The sequence below is a fragment of the Sulfurimonas aquatica genome, assembly GCF_017357825.1.
Taxonomy (GTDB): Bacteria; Campylobacterota; Campylobacteria; order Campylobacterales; family Sulfurimonadaceae; genus Sulfurimonas; species Sulfurimonas aquatica.
In genome coordinates this window covers 616,670-635,909 of the sequence record NZ_CP046072.1, presented here as the reverse complement: position 1 = coordinate 635,909, position 19,240 = coordinate 616,670, and the positions used below count along the sequence as shown (strand labels likewise).

Below are 19,240 nucleotides of genomic sequence, written 5' to 3'. Positions count from 1 at the left end.
TTGTTTATAGGGGTTTAGAGGAGAGTATTTACTTTAGTAAAAGTGCTAATGCTACTCTATCTTTTACATGAAGTTTTGCATATGTATTTTGAGCATGAGCCTTAACCGTTCTTGGTGTTATATCTAGTTTAATTGCAATATCTTTATAGGTAAGCCCATCTTTTAAAAGAAGAGCAACCTCTTTTTCTCTTGATGTTAAACTAACTAGTAATGCATCTTGATTCTCTTCTTTTGGTCTAATTTCCATAATTAGTTGCGATGTATATTCTGGATAGAGCCAGACCATTCCATCTCTAATTGTATTTACTGCAGAGACTATAAAATGGTCTCGCATAAGTGCATTTCCATAACCAAAAGCACCTAAATGGATCATCTTTTTTGCCACTTCAAAGTCAGGTGTTCTGTGAAGGATTAAAACTCTATTATTATTTTTATTTAGCTCGGCTAAAACATAACTACACTCGGGTAAACAAGCTGAAAAATTGATAATAATAATACTCTCTTTTATCTCATACAAAGAGTCAAGGTCATCATATACATCACATAGGTTTTCAAGAGATTTTTGCCAGTGTGAAAGTAAATTTATATCATCACTATAGAGTACTGTTTTCATCTTCTCAACGCTCCGTAAATGTATATTGTTTTGTTTTAAGTATAGGTTTTAAAATATAGTCCAGAACACTTTTTTGCCCAGTAATAATATCAACACTTACCGTCATTCCAGGGATAATTCTTAGTTTTTCTCCATTACGAGAAAGGTAATTTTTATCTGTTTGAATTCTTACTTTATAAAAAACATTATCTTTTTCATCTTTTTCAGTATCTGCACCGATAAAGACAACCTTTCCATCAAGTCCGCCATAAATCGCAAAATCATAGGCTGAAAATTTCACAATAGCTTTTTGACTAAAGTATATAAACGCAATATCTGCTGGTTTTATTTTTACTTCAACAAGTAGGTTTTGATCACTTGGAACTATCTCCATAATGTCCTCACCTGGCTTGATTACACCACCAACCGTATGAACAAATAGTCTCTGAATTATACCATTCATCGGTGATTTCACTATTGTTCTACTAACTTGGTCTTGTAGTGCAGTTGAGTTTTCTCTTAAAGATCTCAGCTCAGCAATTGCCTCATTACGCTTAATCTTTGCATCACCCATAAACATATATTTAGCTTCATCAATACTATTTTGTACCTCTTTAATAGCTGAGTTAAGCCGTGGTATAGATTTTTTCACAGACTGATATTTTGACTCTATATCATTAGCTTCACGTTGGAGCTTTAAGAAATCAATTTTAGAACGAACACCTTTTGCAACCATAGGTTTTGTCATTCTAACTTCAGTTTGAATCATCTGGTTTGATGACTTAAGATGCTCTAGTTCTGACTGAGCTTCTGAGAGCTCTTGCCTTCTTTGAGAAAGCTTCTCTTCAAGACCACTTAGCTTTGAATCTAATTGATGCTGATTTGTTTTGTAAAGACTTTTTTCATTCTCTACTATATCTGGTATTTTTTCTTCAAGAGACTTATCTACATCAAAAGGTTCACCCATAGACTCAGCACGGAGCCTTGCAATTTTAGCTTGAAGGGCATCGGCTTTGATTGCGTTTGAGCTAAATGATGATTTTGATTTTTGATTATCTATTCGTATAAGAATTTGCCCTTTTTTAACATCTTGACCCTCTGAGACTAAAATCTCTTCAACTATTCCACCTTCAAGGTTTTGTATAAGTTGATTCTCACCACTTGGAATAATCTCTCCATCACCACGAGCTATTTCATCAATGAGAGCATAATTTGCCCATGCTAAAAAACCAAATATTGCAATAATCCAAAAGTAGAGAACAAACCGTAGACGAGTCGGAGCAACTTCAAGTACTGCAGCACTCAGAGAGTGCATAAATTCATAGTCGCGCTTAGAAAGGTTCTTTTTTACATCATTTGACATTTGATCCCCCTCCTAACTGCTTAGTTACTTCATCACGAGGACCATCTAATAATACCTTAGATTGATGCATAACAATAACTCTATCTGTCATAGATAAAAGCGATAATTTTTGTGTTATAAGTATCACTGTTTCATCTTTTAACTCTTCGGAAAGTTTTCTTAATAGGTTAGCTTCTGTGGTTTGATCCATAGCATTACTAGGTTCATCCATAATCATAATGGCACTATCCTGAATAAGTGCTCGAGCCACACCAACACTTTGGCGTTGTCCACCTGAGAGTCCAGCTCCTCTCTCACCTATTGGCATATCAAAGCCTAAGGGGTGGGTTTTGACAAAATCTTCAACACCACTCACTTGAGAAGCATATATAATATCTTCAACACTTGGGTACTGCTCAGACGAGATAATATTATCTTTTATAGTTCCTCTAAAGAGATTTATATCTTGAGGAACATATGAGATGAACTTACGTAAATCTGCTGGATCTATCTGGGATATATCTATATCATCTAGTAAAATTTTACCGCTAGTAGGGTCGTAAAGTTTTAGTATTAGTTTTGCAATAGTGCTTTTTCCAGAACCTATACGACCAATCATAGCTACTTTCTCACCAGGATTGATAACAAAGTTAACGTTTGTTAATGCAGGTATCTCAGTTCCTGGATAGTTAAAACATACGTCTTTAAACTCTATTTTTCCATAAAATTTCGGACGTTCAACAAACTCTTTACCAGCAGGGCGTTCAACCTCTTTTGAGATGATATCGTTGAGTGAAGTATAGGAAGTTTTTGCATCGGAGTAGTTTGTTATAAGGGCTGCGGCCTGGCCCATTGGAGCGACTGTTCTTGACGTTAATATAACTACACCAATCAATCCACCCATAGTAAGTTCAAATTCTTGAATTAAGTAAACACCAAAGACAACAACAAAGACTGTGTTTAGCTGAATAAAGAGATTTGTCACATTGGGGATAGAAGATGATAAAAGACGTGAAGTTAAGTTCTTCTCAGCTATTTCACCAGTTGACTCTTCCCAATTCCACTGCATTTTTCCACTCATACGCATAGATTTTACTGTTTCTATATTTTGCAGCGTTTCTATCAATATAGAGTTCTTTTTTGCGCTTGCCTCATGTGATGACTCTATGCTCTCTCTTAGCGGGCCTCTGATTACCATAGCATATATAAAAATTAAAACCATAGTAATTAAGGGTACAAAAACCAAAACTCCACCTATATAATAGATAACAGCTAAGAAGATTATCGCAAATGGTAAATCTATTACAGCAGTCATTGTGGCAGTTGTAAAAAATGAGCGTACAGATTCAAAATCTTTTAGATTACTAGCAAATGATCCTACAGAAGCAGGATGTTCTGACATCTTCAGATCAAGTACTTTTTCAAAAATAATAGAGGACATAATAATATCACTCTTTTTACCTGCTAACTCTAAGAGGTAGCCTCGAGTAAACTTTAGAAAAAAGTCGAGTATGTAAATAAAAATAATTCCTACAGTAAAGACCATTAGTGTCTCTTGAGCATTATTTGGTATAACTCTATCATACACATTCATTGTAAAGAGTGGTGTTGCTAAAACAAAAAGATTTATTAGTAACGACGCCCATAAAACATCTCTATATATTGGAATAGAGAGTTTCAAAGTACTCCAAAACCAATGCTTTTGCTTTAGCTGGAGAGTTCTTGAGTTTTTCTTATCGTATTGGAACTCTTTTTTTAGCAGATAAGCAAAACCCAAATACTCTTTTTCTAAATCTTCTACACTTAGCCACTGCTCAAATCCGTCACCCTCAGGGTAGATAATCTTTGCCTCTGTTTTATCACTATTAAACTTCTCTAGTATGCAGACATTATCATTACTTAAGATAAGAATGGCAGGGAGATGAAGAGAAAGCATATCTTCTATCGATCTTTTTATAAGTGTCGACTTAAGGCCAGCACGCCCAGCAACACGTGAAAAAAGTGATTTGGAACTTCCTTGAGAAAAAAGTTTTTGAGAGCCATGGATAGGAAGACCTGAAAGTAGTGCTTCTTTTGTATAAGGTTTATGAAATAGCTTTGTAAAAAGTACAAAAACTTCTAAAAGAGCATCGTCATTAACTGATATTGAGTGTTCATGCATTGGCTACTCCTTTAATTTAGGTTAGTAAAAGAGAACTATCTCTGTTCGACGATTTGTTAAACGCCCCGATTCAGTTCTATTGGACTCAAGTGGATCAAGTTCACCTCTACCTCGAGAGACTAAACGCCACTCTTCGACACCATTTTGTATAAGGGCTTTTTTAACATTTAGTGCTCTATCTTCTGATAGTTTCATGTTTTCTTCTGCCTTACCTACACTGTCTGTGTGTCCGATTATTTCAGCTTTAAAAGCAGGATTATTTTTCATAAACTCTGAAAAAACTTTTATTTGTGAATATGAATCACTTAAGATTTTAGCTGAAGAAGTCTTAAAGTTCAGTTTTAATGTATGATTTATTGGGCAACCATAAGGATTTACTGCTAAACCTACTAATGTATCTAGACACTGATCTTTATAATCAGCTACTCCATCATTATCTTCATCAAGAGGACAACCCTTTAAATCTACAGATGTGATAGTAGGAGTCTTTGGACACTCATCCTTATCATCAAGGACACCATCCCAATCACTATCTAATGTACATCCAAAACTATCAACACCAAAACCTCTAGGAGAATCTACACACTTATCACTCTTATCAAAGACACCATCTCCATCACTGTCAATATCTTTTTTAGATATAACATATATAGCTACCCTCACCCCATTAGAAGCTTCTCTAGAGTCTGTATCTAATGGAGTATAAGACTCATCAATACCACCTCGACTTTCTACATATGTTATGTTTTTATCAACACCCGATTTAACAAGTCTATTTTGGAAATCCTCTGCATACTCCTGTGCTATCTTTTGAGTATCATCACTACTTATAAAGCATCTAAAAAAGTTCAAAATATAATTCACAAAAGTATCAGACTCTACAACTATTTCATTTGCATCATCTGTCGCTCGGTCAGTATGACCTAAAATAGTTACTCTTATGCTTGCATTATTATCTTCAAGCTGATGAATTTTATTAAGAATTTCTTTTGTCTCTTCTTCTATTAAATCTTCATCTTCTCTCATTTCTATCATATTAAAACGAATAATTTCATCAAAACTACCAGAGTTAAAGTCAGTCACTTTCTCATTTTGCACAGTTTCATTACTCTCTAAACTATACCCATCACTATAGATACTACTAAAAAGTAGTGTTGGCATAAATAGAATTAAGAGATACATTACCTTAAAAAATAAAACTCTTGAATTAATCATCATTAAAACTCTTCCATTGTTGTAAGCTCAATTTCAACCCTTCGGTTGAGTATTCTACCCTCGTCTGTATTATTATCAGCGATAGGCTTTTCGTAGCCTTTTCCATCTGTACTCAAACGATGAGCACTTATACCATGATTGATAAGTTCTTGTTTAAAACTATCTGCTCTATCTAGTGAAAGTTTTAGGTTATATGCCTCTTCACTTACACTTGTTCTACTCGTATAGCCTGTAATTTTTGCATGGAACTTCGTATTATTTTGCATAAAAAGGGCGAAATCACTAATCTTTTTTTCTAAATCTGCCGGTATTTCAGCACTTGCTCTTGGAAAATTCACTGTGATTGTTATAGCTATAGCACATCCTTTTAAATCTACGTCATAACCTATAGGTGTTTTCTTACACTCATCAAGATAGTCACTAACACCATCCATATCTGTGTCAAGTGCACAACCATTTGGTGCAGTAGCAATATCTCGAGGAGTCAGTGGACACTCATCTTGACTATCAAATATACCATCTCCATCACTATCTGGGTTAGGTTGGACACATCCATAAGGCATTACACTACTCTCTTGTAAAGAGTTATCACATATATCTTGATTATCTACTATTTTATCATTATCTACATCTAAGCTTACAGGAACTGAATCTAAAACTTCCGTATAGTTCCCATCACTGTAAAGGTTTACTCGTGATGTAAACTCTTTTGTATCGCCTATAACCGCTAGAGGAAGAACTCCCATAGCATCCAAAATTCTATATTTTGCAAAGAGCTGATCATACTCAGCTTGAATAATCTGTGTACGTGAATTTATTACATCATTTTGAGCTGAGAGAAGGTCTAGTAGAGATCTTCTACCTAAATCATACTCCTCTTTATAGAGCTCTAAAGTTTTTTCAGAAAACTCACGATACTCTCTTAAATCTACAAGTTGTAGACCTATCATCTCGTAAGCATTCCAAGATAGATCTAGTCCTTCTATTACTTGGCGTTTTAAATCTCTTTTTATTTCGACTTCTTGATTGATAGTGCTTAAATCTTTTTGTGTAATCGCATCATCTGCTCCACCACGGAAAATATTGTAGTTTAATACCACTCTAGCTTTAAATCTATCATCAGCATTATTAAAAGCGTTCGCCTCTTCTATGTCGTTATATGTTTGAGATACCTCAAAGTCAATACGTGGATAGTACTCTTTTTGATGTTGTTTTCTAAGTGAGTGAGCACTCTCTATGTTATAACGGCTCACAAGAAGAGATGGGTTATTATTTACCGCATATTGAGCTGCTTTATGAATACTCTCTGGTAGTTGAACGTCTAGCTCTGGTTTACTCATCGTTTGAACTTGAGGCATTCTTCCTAAAACTCTTCTAAAATTATACTCAGTGTCAAGTGCATTATTTTTTTTCACAGTAAGGTTTGATCGAGCAAGTGAGAGGGATGACTCTATCTTTTTAACTTCAGAGTCTGTTGTTAAACCAAAATCAAATAGATCTTTTACTTTTGTATATATATCTCTATTTATTTGAACGTTTTCACGAGCTGTTTGGAGAAGGTCATGTGCTCTCATTACACTAATATAAGCATTTGTCATTTTAAACGCTATATCATTGGACTTTTCTACATAGTTGTAAGCAGCAGCTAAAATTCTTGCTTCTTGATAATCAATCTTGTGAACTGTAGAAAAACCATCAAAGAGATTTTGTGTAAACTTCAGAGTTGTTTCATAGTTTGTATAGTCTTGTTTTACAACTGCATTGTTAATTTCACCAGCTCTATTGTAGTTATAACTAGCACTCAAATCAAGTTGTGGATAGTACTCTGACTCTGCTATATTTAAATCTTGTTGTGTAGCTCTATAGTTTTTAAGTCTCTCTTGCACAACTGGATTTGTATCTATCGCTTCAATAATGCTCTCTTTAAGTGTTAACCCAAATAATGATGTAGCTATGAGTAACATAAATAAATTTGTAATTACTATTTTTTTTATCATTGACATACCTTGTTTACTCTATTATATTTAATTATTTTATTATATCGCATAAAAGTAAGTATTTAGTGAGTATAAAGCATAAGCCATACCAAAATTTCAATCTTTCTTTATACCCTCTTCATAGCTACTATCGACATTTAAATCATTATATTTAATATTTTTTAAGTCAATTTATTTTATAATGTATAAAGATAGTTTTAAAAAAGGTTAATTATGTTTGTGTCATCATATAGTACATATATCGATACAAGTTCATCAACAAAAGCTCAAAAAGAGAAAAGTGAGCCATTAAAACTCTCTTCATCTTTTGAATCAAAACTTTTAAAAAACACGACTCCAGACCTTGTACTTCCTAGCAAGAAACTTCCAGTTAACTATATATCTAACTATAAATCACTTCATAACCGTCAGCAGTTTGAGCAACAAAGTCTCAACATAGACAGCTCAAAAGCTCAATTTTCTAAGCTTAACTCTATGAGTGGAGCACAAGTTGCATATGCAGAAAACTCTAAAATGTTTTCACTTTTGCAAAAACCGAAAATTACTCTAAATCAAACGCCAAAACTTGACTCAAAACTTCCTCAAGAAGCTAAAAAAGGACAAGAGAGTATAGTTAGAAACTCTATGGTAAATACCTATATAGAGAATGACAATTATTATAAAATAACTGCCTAATCTTCACTCCAAGCATCTGTCTTGAGTACTCTTCCATCGCAAAAATATTTTAATTTATATGCAGAACTACACTTTCCACTATTTAATTCCATAACAGCTACTTGTAAAATTTTTTTACACTTTTTAGGTATGTCAAAATGTCCTTTCATCCCAGTTAAGAACTGTTTGAGAGGAACTTTTGCATCCATACCTATGACATTATCTCTACAACCACTCAAACCAATATCAGTTAAGTAAGCCGTTCCATCTGCTATTTGGAAGTCATCTGTTCCAACATGAGTGTGTGTTCCTATAATCCCACTTACTTGACCTTGTAAAAGCATCATCATTGCACGCTTTTCACTTGTAGCCTCAGCGTGAAAATCTATAAAAATATTTTTGACTCCATCTTCATGTAACTCATTAACACTCTTTTGAGCACATCTAAATGCATTATCACTATATGGCATTGAGAAGTGTCCCATAAGATTTAAAACTGCTAACTTCTCCCCTGCCACATCATAGACTTTGCAACCAGTTCCAGGAACCTCATCAGGATAGTTATGAGGCCGGAGAATCTCATGAGTTTCAAAAAGAGGGATTATATCTTTTTTATCCCAAGAGTGATTCCCCCCACTCATTACATCAATGCCATAAGAGAAAAGTTCATTTGCATTTTTGGAAGTCAGACCAAAACCATGTGATGCATTTTCATAATTGATAATAACAAAATCTAAAGAGTGCTCTTCTCTTATCTTTTTTAGATGCTCTTTGAGCATATCGCGACCAGGTTTTCCAACCACATCACCTATAAATGCTATTTTCACTTTATAATACCTTTGGCTTATTATTTCTAAGATAAAAGAGAGTACATTTGATGATGTCGTCATCATCTCTGGAATCCGACTTAATTGTCTCTTTTGATTCATTAAAATATGTAAAAGTTACACTTTGTCCATAGTTTGTGATAGACTTAATTTTTTTCTCAAGACTTAAAAGCTTTATAACCATCAGTTCAAAAAACTGTTTCGTAGGCATATCTAATTCACCAAACCTATCTATTATCTCTTCTTCTATCTCATATATCTCAACTGCACTTTCGCACTGAGAGAGTCGTCTATATATATCTAAACGCAGTCTATCTTCTTTAACCACCTCATCGGAGATAAAAGCGGATATGGTAAGTTTTATATCTACTTTTACTCTTTCACTCTCTTTAGTGTTGCTTAACTCTTTTATAGCGTCTTCAAGCATTCGAAGATAAAGAGAGTAGCCGATATTTTTGATGTGACCACTCTGTGCGTCACCTACTAAATTACCTCCACCACGAATCTCTAAATCATGATGAGCGAGTACTGAGCCTGAACCTAAAAATGAGTTAGACTCTAATGCGAGAAGACGTTTTTTTGCTTCATCAGTCAGAACTTCTTTATTTTGAACTATAAAGTAAGCAAAGCCTTCTACATGACCACGACCAACACGACCACGAAGTTGATGTAAATCCGCTATACCAAATCTATCTGCACCATCTACTAAAATAGTATTTACCTTAGGCATATGAATACCCGACTCTATAATGGAAGTCGCTATCATAAGATCATACTTACCTGCTTCAAATTTCAGTAACTCTTTTTCCGTCTCTACAGCTGATATTTTTGAGTGGAGCATTACGATTCGTAATTCAGGAAGCAGAGCTTTCAACTCTCCATACTTAATAGGCATATGGTCAATAGAGTTATGTACGTAAAAAACCTGTCCGCCACGACGAAGCTCACGTAGAATCACCTCTTTTATATGTTTCTCATCATACTCTTTTACAAAGGTTCTCACGCCTTGACGTTCACTTGGGGCAGTAAGAAGTTGTGACATTGTTTTAATAGAACTCAGTGCTTGGTTGAGTGAACGCGGGATTGGTGTTGCAGACATTGAGAGCAAGTGAACATTATGATAGAGCTCTTTTATCTTCTCTTTTTGTTTTACACCAAACTTATGTTCTTCATCTATGATGACCACACCAAGTTTTTTAAACTCAAGTCCAAATAGAGCATGCGTTCCTACTACTGTATCTATCTCACCAGATGCAAGACCTTTTATAATCGCGCTCTTATCTTTTGTACTGACAAATCTATCTAACTTTGCATATCTGATGTTCAACTCTTTAAAGCGATCATCCAATGAACGCCAATGCTGAGCCGATAGAAGCGTAGTGGGCACTATAAACGCAGACTGATAACCCGATTTATATGCTGCATATATGGTATTGAGTGCAACTTCTGTCTTACCAAAGCCAACGTCACCACTTAGCAGTCTATCCATAATATTCCCGGTAGACATTTGAGACAATATCTCATCTACTGACTGCGTCTGATCATCAGTATAGATAAACCCACTCATAGCTTGGAAATCTTTTAGCTCTTGTTTTGCTAAAGTAATTTTAGGAGCTTTTATAAGCGCGCGAGCTGCTGCAGTATTGACAATCTGACCAGCTATTTCAAGAAGGCGTTTTCTTACTTTAGCTTTTAACTTTCCAAAGTTGCCTTTGCCTAGTCTATCAAGAACGGGAGTCGAACCTCCACCGGCTATATATCTGTCTATGTAATCTAAATTTTCAACCGGCAAGAGTATCTTATCATCACCTACATACTTGATAACTATAAAGTCTTTAACCCCGCCGAGTATCTCTGTCTGCTCAATACTTTCAAATATACCAACACCATAATCTTCATGAACAACATAATCCCCTGCTTTTAAATCATCAAGCAGTATAGAGCTTTTTCTACGGCGGCGTTTCTTATCTGGTTTGTTAAGAGAAATCACCAACTCATCTGGAGTTATTATGTTTAAGATATAGGGTGCTGTAACCTTAGTGATATTTGACGTATCATAGATTCCAGCTTGTTTTATTGTTGCAGCATTTGCGGCAATGATGGTAATTTTTTTATCTTTATGCACTTTAAGCAGTTGTTCTACGTTTGCTACAACTAGCTCTTTTACATCCTCATTTTGTTCCAACACTTCAAGATCGAACTTATCTCTTGGAATAACTGGATTATTTATACCATAAGCATCTTTAAGTAGTTCGGTTAAGTTTTTAGAAAACTTTGCATTTTTATTTTCTAAAAAACTCTGTGCATTTTCATCAAGATACCAAAATCCAAGAGAGGCGACATCTTTAACAAGAGCATCAAACTGACTTGATTGAACCTTCTCATCTAAAGTATTAAACGCCATCTCATCAAATGAGTAAAAAGCGCTTCTAACCTCTACAAAGTCTAACTCATCTCCAAGAGTTCTTTGAGATTCAAGCTCAAACTCTTTTATCTGCTCTATCTCATTGTCAAAAAAAGAGATACGGGTTGGATTATTAGCTGAGGGAATAAATATATCTAAAATATCTCCACGATGAGAGATCTCTCCCTCAACCTGAACCATATCCACAAATGTGTATCCCCAAAAAAGCATCTTCTCTTTAAATGACTTTAAATCTACTACTTGGGCGAACTCTAACCTAGTGGAATCTAGGAGTTCTTTTTTAGGAAGTGGAAAAAGAAGTGTTTTAAGGGGTGCGATAACAAGTGGTTTGTTTTTGGCTTGGTGGTAAACTCTTAAGGCAAAAAGAAGATCATGCATCTCCTCTTTATAAGAGCGCAGGTCATCCCCAAAGGTTGGACGAAAGTCTGGAAAAAGTATGACGTCTTTTTTAAAGTACTTAGCAACTGCTTCTAACTCATATGACTCTTTGGCATCTTGGCAGATAAGTAGATCTAACTTATCTGAACTTTTTGATTGGAAATGATTAAATAGTGCTGTTTGTGGCATTAAACTGTTATTGCAGGTTGTGTACTTTTAACTATTGAGTTTCCTTCAAAAACACCTTTTGATTCTATAATCAATTCAGTAGAAGTTATCTCTCCACTCACATGTCCTGCCGCTTTTATCTCTACTCGAGTTGCTTCCACTGTTCCTTCAACAAAACCTTGAACAATAAGCTTCTCTGTTTTAATATTACCCTTAAGACGACCATTTTTGCCAACATTTATCTCTTTAGTAGATTTAATCATACCATCGAGTTCTCCATCTATATAGAGATTACAAGAGAGATCTAATTCACCTTTGATTTTTGAGCCAGCTGTGATAATGGTTGTGTTTGAGTTGGCTGGAGCACCCTCAGATGTGTTGTCGCTGTTATTAAAGATTGCCATGGTACTTTTTTCTCCTTTTGAAATATTTCGTCATAATTTTGTTGTGTCCACTTTATAAAGTAAAATGGGTTTAATACTTTATGTATAAATCGAATTTCGTAATGCAGATGCGGTCCATTACTCATACCTGAACTTCCTGTATAAGCTATTAAGGTGCCTTTTTTTACAAATTCGCCTGATTTTATCACAACTTTCTTTAAATGTCCGAAGTATGTTTTAAATCCTAAAGCATGTTCTAAAATAACCAATCTTCCAAATCCACTTTTTTTATGCATTCCAGCATACTCTACTATAGCATCGGCAGGAGCATAAACTGGAGTATTCATAGCGGCTTTCATATCAGTTCCACGATGGAACTCGCGTTTATTTAGCGTTGGATGAGTTCTATAACCATATTTACTTGTGATACCTCTATACTCTACAGGTGAGCCATTTGGAATAAGCTGAAGTAATGTAACGCGATGTTCAGAGTCAAGCTTCATATCACTTACTCTTTCATGTATGGAGGTCTCTTCTGAGGGTTTTAAACCTATAAGCATCTCAATCTCTGAGAGTGAATCAGAGAGTTCGTCAAGCTCTTCTTTTTTTTCAATAAGCGAAGAGTTAGTCCTCTCCATGTGCTCTTGAAGCTTTAAGTTACTCTCTTTAATCTCTTTATATGCTAACTCAACACCGTTGCGTTTTTTTTGTATCTCTTTTATACTCGCATTTAAATAAAGTATTGTTCCCACACCTATAAAAACAGCGATAAGCACAAATCCAAATAGATAGAGTAAGGCTTTTTTAACAATATGGTGAATATTAAACTGTTTGACTCCATTATCATCATGGATGGTAACTGTAAAATGATTATCCATTGTATACCTTTAAAAATGCTTCTGCTACACTAAAAGAACCAAAAACAAGATAGTTATTCTCAGGAACTATCTCTTTAAATAGCTTATACTTAAACCCAAGTTCCTCTACTGTTTCTTTCATAATTAGAAGTTCTTCAACTCTTGAGTCATCTTCTATCTCTATAATTTCTACATCTTTTATTATAGGTTTTAAAGTTCTAAGTATCTCTTTATAGTTTTTATCTTTATAGCTATTATAAATGAGGGTGTACTTATGAGGGCTTAAACTCTTTACTATAGAGTTTGCTGCGAGGGAATTATGTCCAACATCAATAATGACATTTTCACTCAGCTTCGTTAAACGTCCAAAGAGTCTACTATTTGTAAAACTATCTGTTTTATACTCTATGCCTAAAGCCTTTAGTGCGGAGATACTAAGCATTAGGTTCTCTCTTAGGTACTGAGGCAAATCATTTTCTTTAGCAATATTTTCTATCTTTTCATAATCTATTGCTTCTAAAAGAATCGAGAACTTTTCTGCTGTTATTCCCTTGGACTTTGAAATTTTGTCAACAATCTCATACACTTCATTATGAGTTTGATTTCCTAAAATAACCCTTTTTTGTATAGCATTTAATTTTGTAGTTGCTATCTCTTGAATAGTCTCACCTAAAAATGCCTCATGATCTCTATCTATTGGAGTAACAAGAGTTAAAATATTAGGAAATACTGAAGTTGCGTCATGTTCTCCACCTAAACCAGCCTCAAGGATTATATAATCCACATCTGCATATATCAATATAGCTAAGAGTGTTGTATACTCAAAATAACTAAGTGAATCTGCACTCTCTTTTGACAAAATATTGAGTAGTTTTATATGTGTTTCTTCTAAACTCTCATTACTGACTACTTTACCATTTAGCCAGATGCGCTCATTAAACTCTAATATATGAGGAGATGTGTAGTGACCAACTTTAAATCCAAGCGTGTAAAGAGCAGAGGCTAAAAATCGTCCAGTTGTGCCTTTTCCATTTGTTCCAATAAGGTGGATTATTTTAGGGATATGGAGTTTGTTTTTTATGGACTCATAAACTCTTGGCATACGAGTGTAGTCTATCTCATCATAATAAAGTGGTTTAGCATTTAAATAATCTTCTAACACTATTTTTTCTTGTACTCCATCCTATTTCTACCATTCTCTTTAGCAGAATAAAGATACTCATCAGCAGATTTAACAGTAGCACTCAAAGATATATGTTTCTTTCTATCACTAATCCCCCCACTTACAGTCACTTCAATACGTTTGCCCTTATACATAAAACGGGCCTTTTGAACATGATTTCTTACTTTTTCAGCGAAAATAAAACCACCCTCTGCATCCGTTTCACTTAGTATTGCCATAAACTCTTCTCCACCAAAACGCCCTACTATGTCCACTTCTCTACAATCTTTTTTGAGAATTTTTGCAAAAGCGGAAAGTACGGCATCGCCTGCATCATGGCCATGAGTATCATTTACCGCTTTAAAATGATCTATATCAAACATTACAATAGAGTAGTTATGGTCATAGCGTTTAAACTCTGCCTCTTTCATCTCCATAAACTCATCAAGAGCACGCTTGTTATAAAGTTTTGTTAAAAAGTCCTCTTTTGACTCTTTTTTAACACTCTCAAGCTCTTTTTCCAATTTTCTAACCTTAGCTGAGAGGGCTGAAACCTCACCACTATGATCTTTTAAATCTTGTGTTAAAAGCTGGGTATTTTCTTCTAATGCAAGAGCGATTGTGTAGAGTTTTTTATGTGCTATGTTAAAATTTGAAGTAGACTCTACTGAGTATGATTCAAGCTCTTTTTTTATGCCTTGAATTTCAATATTTGAGCTATCTGACTTTTCTATCATATCTATCAAACGCAGAGAGAGTTTATCTAATACGCCGTCAATAGACTCTATCATCTCTTTAACACTCTCTTTATCTAGTGCAATTCTAAGCGATATAGCAGACCTTATCTCTTTTTCTATGCTGTCGCTCTCAAGTAGAGATGGATTATTTCTAATTTTATCACTAATATTTGCAATGCTCTCATTAACACTTGATGCTATAGACGGAACAAAAGAGGAGATAAGCATTCGAGATATCTTTTCTAGATCTGTAGTGGATGTTACAGATGTAGTCTCGGCAACAATATTTAAGCCTTCTATACTCTTTTGCAGATTATTGGTATCTATTTTTCCAAGAGCTTTTAGCGACTGTAAAAAAGTATCATCATAGAGTGTTAAGAAGTTAACCCAACGCTGTCTAAAACTATCAAGTTGGTCAGGTTGAGCGCCCGATTCTATAATCTCTATAGTACTCTTAGCGAGTTCACTTGCTTCTTTGTTATGAAGAACTTCTACAACTTGCAGTATTCTTTTTGTTAATAAAATTTGGGATTCTAGCGTGTTTGAGCATTGTGTAGGATTTGTTCGGTTAAGCTTAGCGACAATAAAGCGAACAAACTCATTCATAGTAGATATTCGATAATTTTTTATGTCTTTTTGAAACTCTGCATTTAAAGTTGAAGTAAATTTATCTATATGATTACAATCTTCTATATTCATCTTCGCTTTTTTAGCTTCTTTACAAAAAGCTTCAGCATAGGCATCAGGTGTCAGGAGCTTTCCCTCTAGCCTTAATCTTTTTACAGCATTATTTATAATCGCTTGTATAGTCATATTTATCTTCCTATTTGTTGTGAACCTTCAGCAGAGACTCTTGCTATAAAAGCTGAAATAGCTTTTGTGGCACTATATCTAATGGCGTCAAATCTCTCTTGATCTGTTAGTACTGCATTAGGAACAACTGCGAAGTCATATGTCCCTAGCTCACTATAATTTTTAATCATATCTTTTGTTTGTCTTTGTATCTTGAGCATTATTGTAGCACGATATGAGATAACAAAACCATTATCATTATACTGTAGTGGTGTATAGGTAGGTTTAGAGATACTAAAATTTAGATGAGTGTCAGAGCGGTCTCTACTACTTAAAGAAGCATGAAAAATTCCGATAATCGCACTATCTACAGCATCTTTAATAAGTACTGTATTTTCTGGATCTTGTGAAGAGATAACTACACTTGTACTAATTTTAGTACCAATTATCTCTCGTGCATATTTTGCACTTGGTTTATAACCACATGAACTAAGCTGTAAAAGTAAAATAACTCCTAAAGAGAGTCTTAAAACGAAATACAGCAATTTCACACTATCCCTTTACTACAAGGTTTACAAGCTTATTTGGAACAACTATCTCTTTAACAAGCTCTTTATCCTCGAGCCATTTAGCAACTTTTTCTTTTGCAAGAGCCAGTATCTCATCTTTACTTGCGTCTTTAGCAACTTCAATCTCTCCACGGTTCTTTCCATTTATGGAAACACCCAATAGTATGCTATCTTCAACAAATACTTCTTCAACTATCTCCTGTGCTTCAAGATTTTTAAGTCCGAAGTACTTTTGACTTATCTCCCAACAAGTATGTGGGATTACCGGCTCCATTATTGAACTAAGTATCCAGTAACCTTCACTCCATACGTCGCTATTACTCTGAGTATTAAGTGCGTTAATAGCTTCCATAACACCAGCTATAAGAGTGTTAAATGTATAACGCTCATTGTAAACATCATTTGCGCGCACAAGTGCTTCATAAACTTTCTTACGAGCAAGTTTTTCTTCTTTACTTAAACTTGCATGATTTATTACCGGTTTTGATTTACAAGCTACTATATTTGAGCTTCTATCAAAAAACCTTTTAATAAACTTATGAGCGCCTTCAACAGCACTATCATTCCACTCTAGCTCTTGTGTTGGAGGAGCGGCAAAGAGGATAAAAAGTCTCGCCGTATCTGCACCATACTTTTCTATAATGGCGTCAGGGTCAACCGTATTGCCCTTAGATTTTGACATTTTAGCACCATCTTTAAGTACCATACCCTGCGTTAGGAGCTTCTCAAAAGGCTCATCAAAATCAACATAACCTAAATCACGAAAAACTTTTGTAAAAAATCTCGCATATAAAAGATGAAGTATGGCATGTTCAATCCCACCGATGTAGTGGTCAACACCCATCCAGTACTTTATTTCCTCTGGAGTAAACGCCGCTTTTTCCAAAGTTGCTGGAGATGCGCAAAAACGTAAAAAATACCAAGACGATTGCACAAAAGTATCCATAGTATCTGTCTCACGCACTGCATCTTTACCACATGAAGGGCAAGCGCAATGTTTCCAAGTAGGATGGTTTTCTAAAGGACTTCCCTCTCCGTTAATTTCAACGTCATCAGGAAGAGCGATTGGAAGATTCTCTTTTTTCTCCATTACAATTCCACAAGAGTCACAATGAACGAAAGGAATAGGAGCTCCCCAGTAACGCTGACGAGAGACTCCCCAATCTTTAAGTTTATAGTTAGTAGTTTTTTTGCCTATATTTTTCTCTTCAAACATTTTAATTATGTTATATTGAGATTTTTTTGAGTTCATTCCATCAAATTCACCAGAGTTAAATAGCTCTCCAACTTCTGTATAAGCAGCACTACTTACGTCAACTTCAGCATCTTTTGGTTTAATAACGGCATTTATAGGAAGGTCATACTTTTTAGCAAAATCATAATCTCTATCATCATGAGCAGGAACAGCCATAACAGCACCAGATCCATAGTCCATAAGAACAAAGTTAGCTATCCAAACGGGAACAATTTTTCCACTTAGAGGATGGAGCACATTTAAACCAAGAGGAAGTCCAGCTTTCTCTTTTTGTCTATCTATGGATGAAGTGTTTTTCATCTTTTTAATTTGCTCAATCGTAGCTTCGTCTAAAAGCTTATTTTCAATCATGTAATCAACAATTTTATGTTCAGGCGCAAGCGCTGTGTATGAGACGCCATAGATAGTATCAGGACGAGTTGTAAAAACATCAAAAGATTTAAACTCATTGTTCAAGATAGACAGTGAATCATCGTCAAAGAAAAGATCAAATACCAATCCATTTGATTTTCCTATCCAGTTCTCTTGCATAGTAAGAACTTGTTTAGGCCATCCCTCTTCAAGTTTTTTTAGATCATCAAGTAACTCATCAGAGTAATCAGTAATTTTAAAATAGTACTGATTCATATCTTTTTTAACGATAGGAGTATCACAACGCCAACAACATCCATCAACTACTTGCTCATTTGCAAGAACTGTCTCATCATGTGGACACCAGTTAAGCATTCCTTTTTCACGATAAAGTAGACCTTTGTTATACATGTCTATCATAAAGGCCTGTTCAAACTTCGTATATAGTTCATCAGATGTTGCCATCTCACGTTTACGAGAAAAAGAGAAGCCTAAAGAGTAAAACTCATTTTTCATATAGTCGATGTTATCGTATGTCCAACCTTTTGGATGACTCCCATTTTTAATAGCGGCGTTCTCAGCAGGCATTCCAAAGCTGTCAAAACCTATAGGATGAAGTACGTTTTTACCTTGCTGTCTATGAAAGCGAGCGAATGCATCTGAAATCGAGTAGTTTCTAACATGCCCCATATGTAAACGCCCACTTGGAAATGGGAACATTGAGAGTATGTACTTTTTCTCTTTAGAGAAGTCTTCACTTGGCTCAAAACTTTCATTTTGCTTCCAATACTCTTGCCATTTTTTTTCTATAACTGATGAACTATATTCCAAATTAACTTTCCTGCTACAAAATTCTTTAATATAAAAGAGTCATATAGGAGAACCTATATCAATGCTTTATACATCAGATTCTGATTCCAAAAGGAATCAAATTTTAGTCACCGTAGAGAAAGAATAAACTCTTTCTCTATCTTGTGTTAATACTCTTCTTTTGTTTTTCCACTCTCGATGTAAACAAGACCCATAGAAAAAACATTTGCGATTAATGCACCAATAGCAAGTGCTATAGCCCAAGAATCATCCCCAACAATAACTAAAAATATAAATGCTGGAATAAGGTGTAAATCTGCTACTAATGATGAAGCCAAAAGCTCTGCTGAGAGCAAATTTCTAACCCCTATTTTTAAAAGTGTAGAAATCAAGTTTACACTCGCAGCGATAAAAAGTGAAACAGCTGTATTCTCATATAAAAAACCTGCTATTGATGTTAAACTCATTAATGAGAAAAACACGTATATTACTTTACCCCAATCCATACTAACTCCCTTAATTTTACATTATAAAATGAAGGAAACCCTTCATTTAATAATGTAGA

15 protein-coding genes are annotated in these 19,240 nt (G+C 34.8%); 1 reads left to right on the top strand and 14 read right to left on the bottom strand.

What is annotated here, in order from left to right:
• Nucleotides 1-28: 28 nt before the first annotated feature.
• From GJV85_RS03095 to GJV85_RS03075, 5 genes are read right to left on the bottom strand one after another with little or no spacing between them, the layout of a single operon-like run.
• Entirely contained in the window at nucleotides 29-613 is a 585-nt protein-coding gene (locus tag GJV85_RS03095) for a response regulator transcription factor (protein WP_207562411.1), read from the bottom strand.
• Between the two features lie 4 nt (nucleotides 614-617).
• Nucleotides 618-1,955, bottom strand: coding sequence for an HlyD family type I secretion periplasmic adaptor subunit (locus tag GJV85_RS03090; RefSeq protein ID WP_207562410.1), 1,338 nt, complete (start codon nucleotides 1,953-1,955; stop codon nucleotides 618-620).
• The gene (locus GJV85_RS03085) at nucleotides 1,945-4,095 is read right to left on the bottom strand and encodes a type I secretion system permease/ATPase (RefSeq protein ID WP_207562409.1); all 2,151 of its coding nucleotides are present in this window, start codon (nucleotides 4,093-4,095) and stop codon (nucleotides 1,945-1,947) included. The genes GJV85_RS03090 and GJV85_RS03085 overlap by 11 nt, the downstream gene beginning before the upstream one ends.
• Nucleotides 4,096-4,116: 21 nt before the next feature.
• Nucleotides 4,117-5,313 carry an OmpA family protein gene (locus tag GJV85_RS03080; RefSeq protein ID WP_207562408.1) on the bottom strand — a complete coding sequence of 399 codons (1,197 nt, stop codon included), beginning with the start codon at nucleotides 5,311-5,313 and terminating at the stop codon, nucleotides 4,117-4,119.
• Nucleotides 5,313-7,307: a TolC family outer membrane protein gene (locus tag GJV85_RS03075; protein ID WP_207562407.1), complete on the bottom strand. Its 1,995-nt coding sequence runs from the start codon at nucleotides 7,305-7,307 to the stop codon at nucleotides 5,313-5,315. Before GJV85_RS03075 ends, GJV85_RS03080 begins: the two co-directional genes overlap by 1 nt.
• A 213-nt stretch (nucleotides 7,308-7,520) precedes the next feature.
• Between GJV85_RS03075 and GJV85_RS03070 the strand changes: the two genes are divergently transcribed.
• Nucleotides 7,521-7,982 carry a hypothetical protein gene (locus GJV85_RS03070; protein WP_207562406.1) on the top strand — a complete coding sequence of 154 codons (462 nt, stop codon included), beginning with the start codon at nucleotides 7,521-7,523 and terminating at the stop codon, nucleotides 7,980-7,982.
• On the opposite strand, the gene GJV85_RS03065 is transcribed toward GJV85_RS03070, so the two are convergent.
• The 9 genes from GJV85_RS03065 to GJV85_RS03025 form a co-directional block, all read right to left on the bottom strand.
• The gene (locus tag GJV85_RS03065) at nucleotides 7,979-8,788 is read right to left on the bottom strand and encodes a TIGR00282 family metallophosphoesterase (protein WP_207562405.1); all 810 of its coding nucleotides are present in this window, start codon (nucleotides 8,786-8,788) and stop codon (nucleotides 7,979-7,981) included. The two genes, GJV85_RS03070 and GJV85_RS03065, sit on opposite strands and share 4 nt — an antisense overlap.
• Nucleotide 8,789: 1 nt before the next feature.
• Nucleotides 8,790-11,780, bottom strand: coding sequence for a transcription-repair coupling factor (gene mfd / locus GJV85_RS03060; protein ID WP_207562404.1), 2,991 nt, complete (start codon nucleotides 11,778-11,780; stop codon nucleotides 8,790-8,792).
• Nucleotides 11,780-12,163, bottom strand: a complete 384-nt coding sequence (locus GJV85_RS03055) for a bactofilin family protein (RefSeq protein WP_207562403.1) — start codon at nucleotides 12,161-12,163, stop codon at nucleotides 11,780-11,782. The genes mfd and GJV85_RS03055 overlap by 1 nt, the downstream gene beginning before the upstream one ends.
• Nucleotides 12,064-13,020: a M23 family metallopeptidase gene (locus GJV85_RS03050; RefSeq protein ID WP_207562402.1), complete on the bottom strand. Its 957-nt coding sequence runs from the start codon at nucleotides 13,018-13,020 to the stop codon at nucleotides 12,064-12,066. Before GJV85_RS03050 ends, GJV85_RS03055 begins: the two co-directional genes overlap by 100 nt.
• Complete coding sequence (locus tag GJV85_RS03045; RefSeq protein ID WP_242689822.1) at nucleotides 13,013-14,161, bottom strand: folylpolyglutamate synthase/dihydrofolate synthase family protein; 1,149 nt, start codon at nucleotides 14,159-14,161, stop codon at nucleotides 13,013-13,015. Before GJV85_RS03045 ends, GJV85_RS03050 begins: the two co-directional genes overlap by 8 nt.
• Complete coding sequence (locus tag GJV85_RS03040; protein ID WP_207562401.1) at nucleotides 14,161-15,711, bottom strand: GGDEF domain-containing protein; 1,551 nt, start codon at nucleotides 15,709-15,711, stop codon at nucleotides 14,161-14,163. Before GJV85_RS03040 ends, GJV85_RS03045 begins: the two co-directional genes overlap by 1 nt.
• A gap of 2 nt (nucleotides 15,712-15,713) precedes the next feature.
• Nucleotides 15,714-16,241: an LPS assembly lipoprotein LptE gene (gene lptE / locus GJV85_RS03035; RefSeq protein ID WP_242689821.1), complete on the bottom strand. Its 528-nt coding sequence runs from the start codon at nucleotides 16,239-16,241 to the stop codon at nucleotides 15,714-15,716.
• A 1-nt stretch (nucleotide 16,242) separates the two neighbouring features.
• Nucleotides 16,243-18,696: a leucine--tRNA ligase gene (gene leuS / locus GJV85_RS03030; protein ID WP_207562400.1), complete on the bottom strand. Its 2,454-nt coding sequence runs from the start codon at nucleotides 18,694-18,696 to the stop codon at nucleotides 16,243-16,245.
• Between the two features lie 146 nt (nucleotides 18,697-18,842).
• A complete protein-coding gene (locus GJV85_RS03025; protein WP_207562399.1) occupies nucleotides 18,843-19,181 on the bottom strand; it encodes a DUF6394 family protein in 339 nt (112 codons plus the stop codon).
• Nucleotides 19,182-19,240 lie beyond the last annotated feature (59 nt).

What these genes read in the sequence shown, in the direction of transcription:
- GJV85_RS03075 (WP_207562407.1), bottom strand. Translation starts at nt 7,307, where the DNA reads ATGATAAAAAAAATAGTAATTACAAATTTATTTATGTTACTCATAGCT.
- GJV85_RS03080 (WP_207562408.1), bottom strand. Translation starts at nt 5,313, where the DNA reads ATGATGATTAATTCAAGAGTTTTATTTTTTAAGGTAATGTATCTCTTA.
- GJV85_RS03090 (WP_207562410.1), bottom strand. Translation starts at nt 1,955, where the DNA reads ATGTCAAATGATGTAAAAAAGAACCTTTCTAAGCGCGACTATGAATTT.
- GJV85_RS03055 (WP_207562403.1), bottom strand. Translation starts at nt 12,163, where the DNA reads ATGGCAATCTTTAATAACAGCGACAACACATCTGAGGGTGCTCCAGCC.
- GJV85_RS03085 (WP_207562409.1), bottom strand. Translation starts at nt 4,095, where the DNA reads ATGCATGAACACTCAATATCAGTTAATGACGATGCTCTTTTAGAAGTT.
- GJV85_RS03070 (WP_207562406.1), top strand. Translation starts at nt 7,521, where the DNA reads ATGTTTGTGTCATCATATAGTACATATATCGATACAAGTTCATCAACA.
- mfd (WP_207562404.1), bottom strand. Translation starts at nt 11,780, where the DNA reads ATGCCACAAACAGCACTATTTAATCATTTCCAATCAAAAAGTTCAGAT.
- GJV85_RS03040 (WP_207562401.1), bottom strand. Translation starts at nt 15,711, where the DNA reads ATGACTATACAAGCGATTATAAATAATGCTGTAAAAAGATTAAGGCTA.
- GJV85_RS03025 (WP_207562399.1), bottom strand. Translation starts at nt 19,181, where the DNA reads ATGGATTGGGGTAAAGTAATATACGTGTTTTTCTCATTAATGAGTTTA.
- GJV85_RS03095 (WP_207562411.1), bottom strand. Translation starts at nt 613, where the DNA reads ATGAAAACAGTACTCTATAGTGATGATATAAATTTACTTTCACACTGG.
- GJV85_RS03050 (WP_207562402.1), bottom strand. Translation starts at nt 13,020, where the DNA reads ATGGATAATCATTTTACAGTTACCATCCATGATGATAATGGAGTCAAA.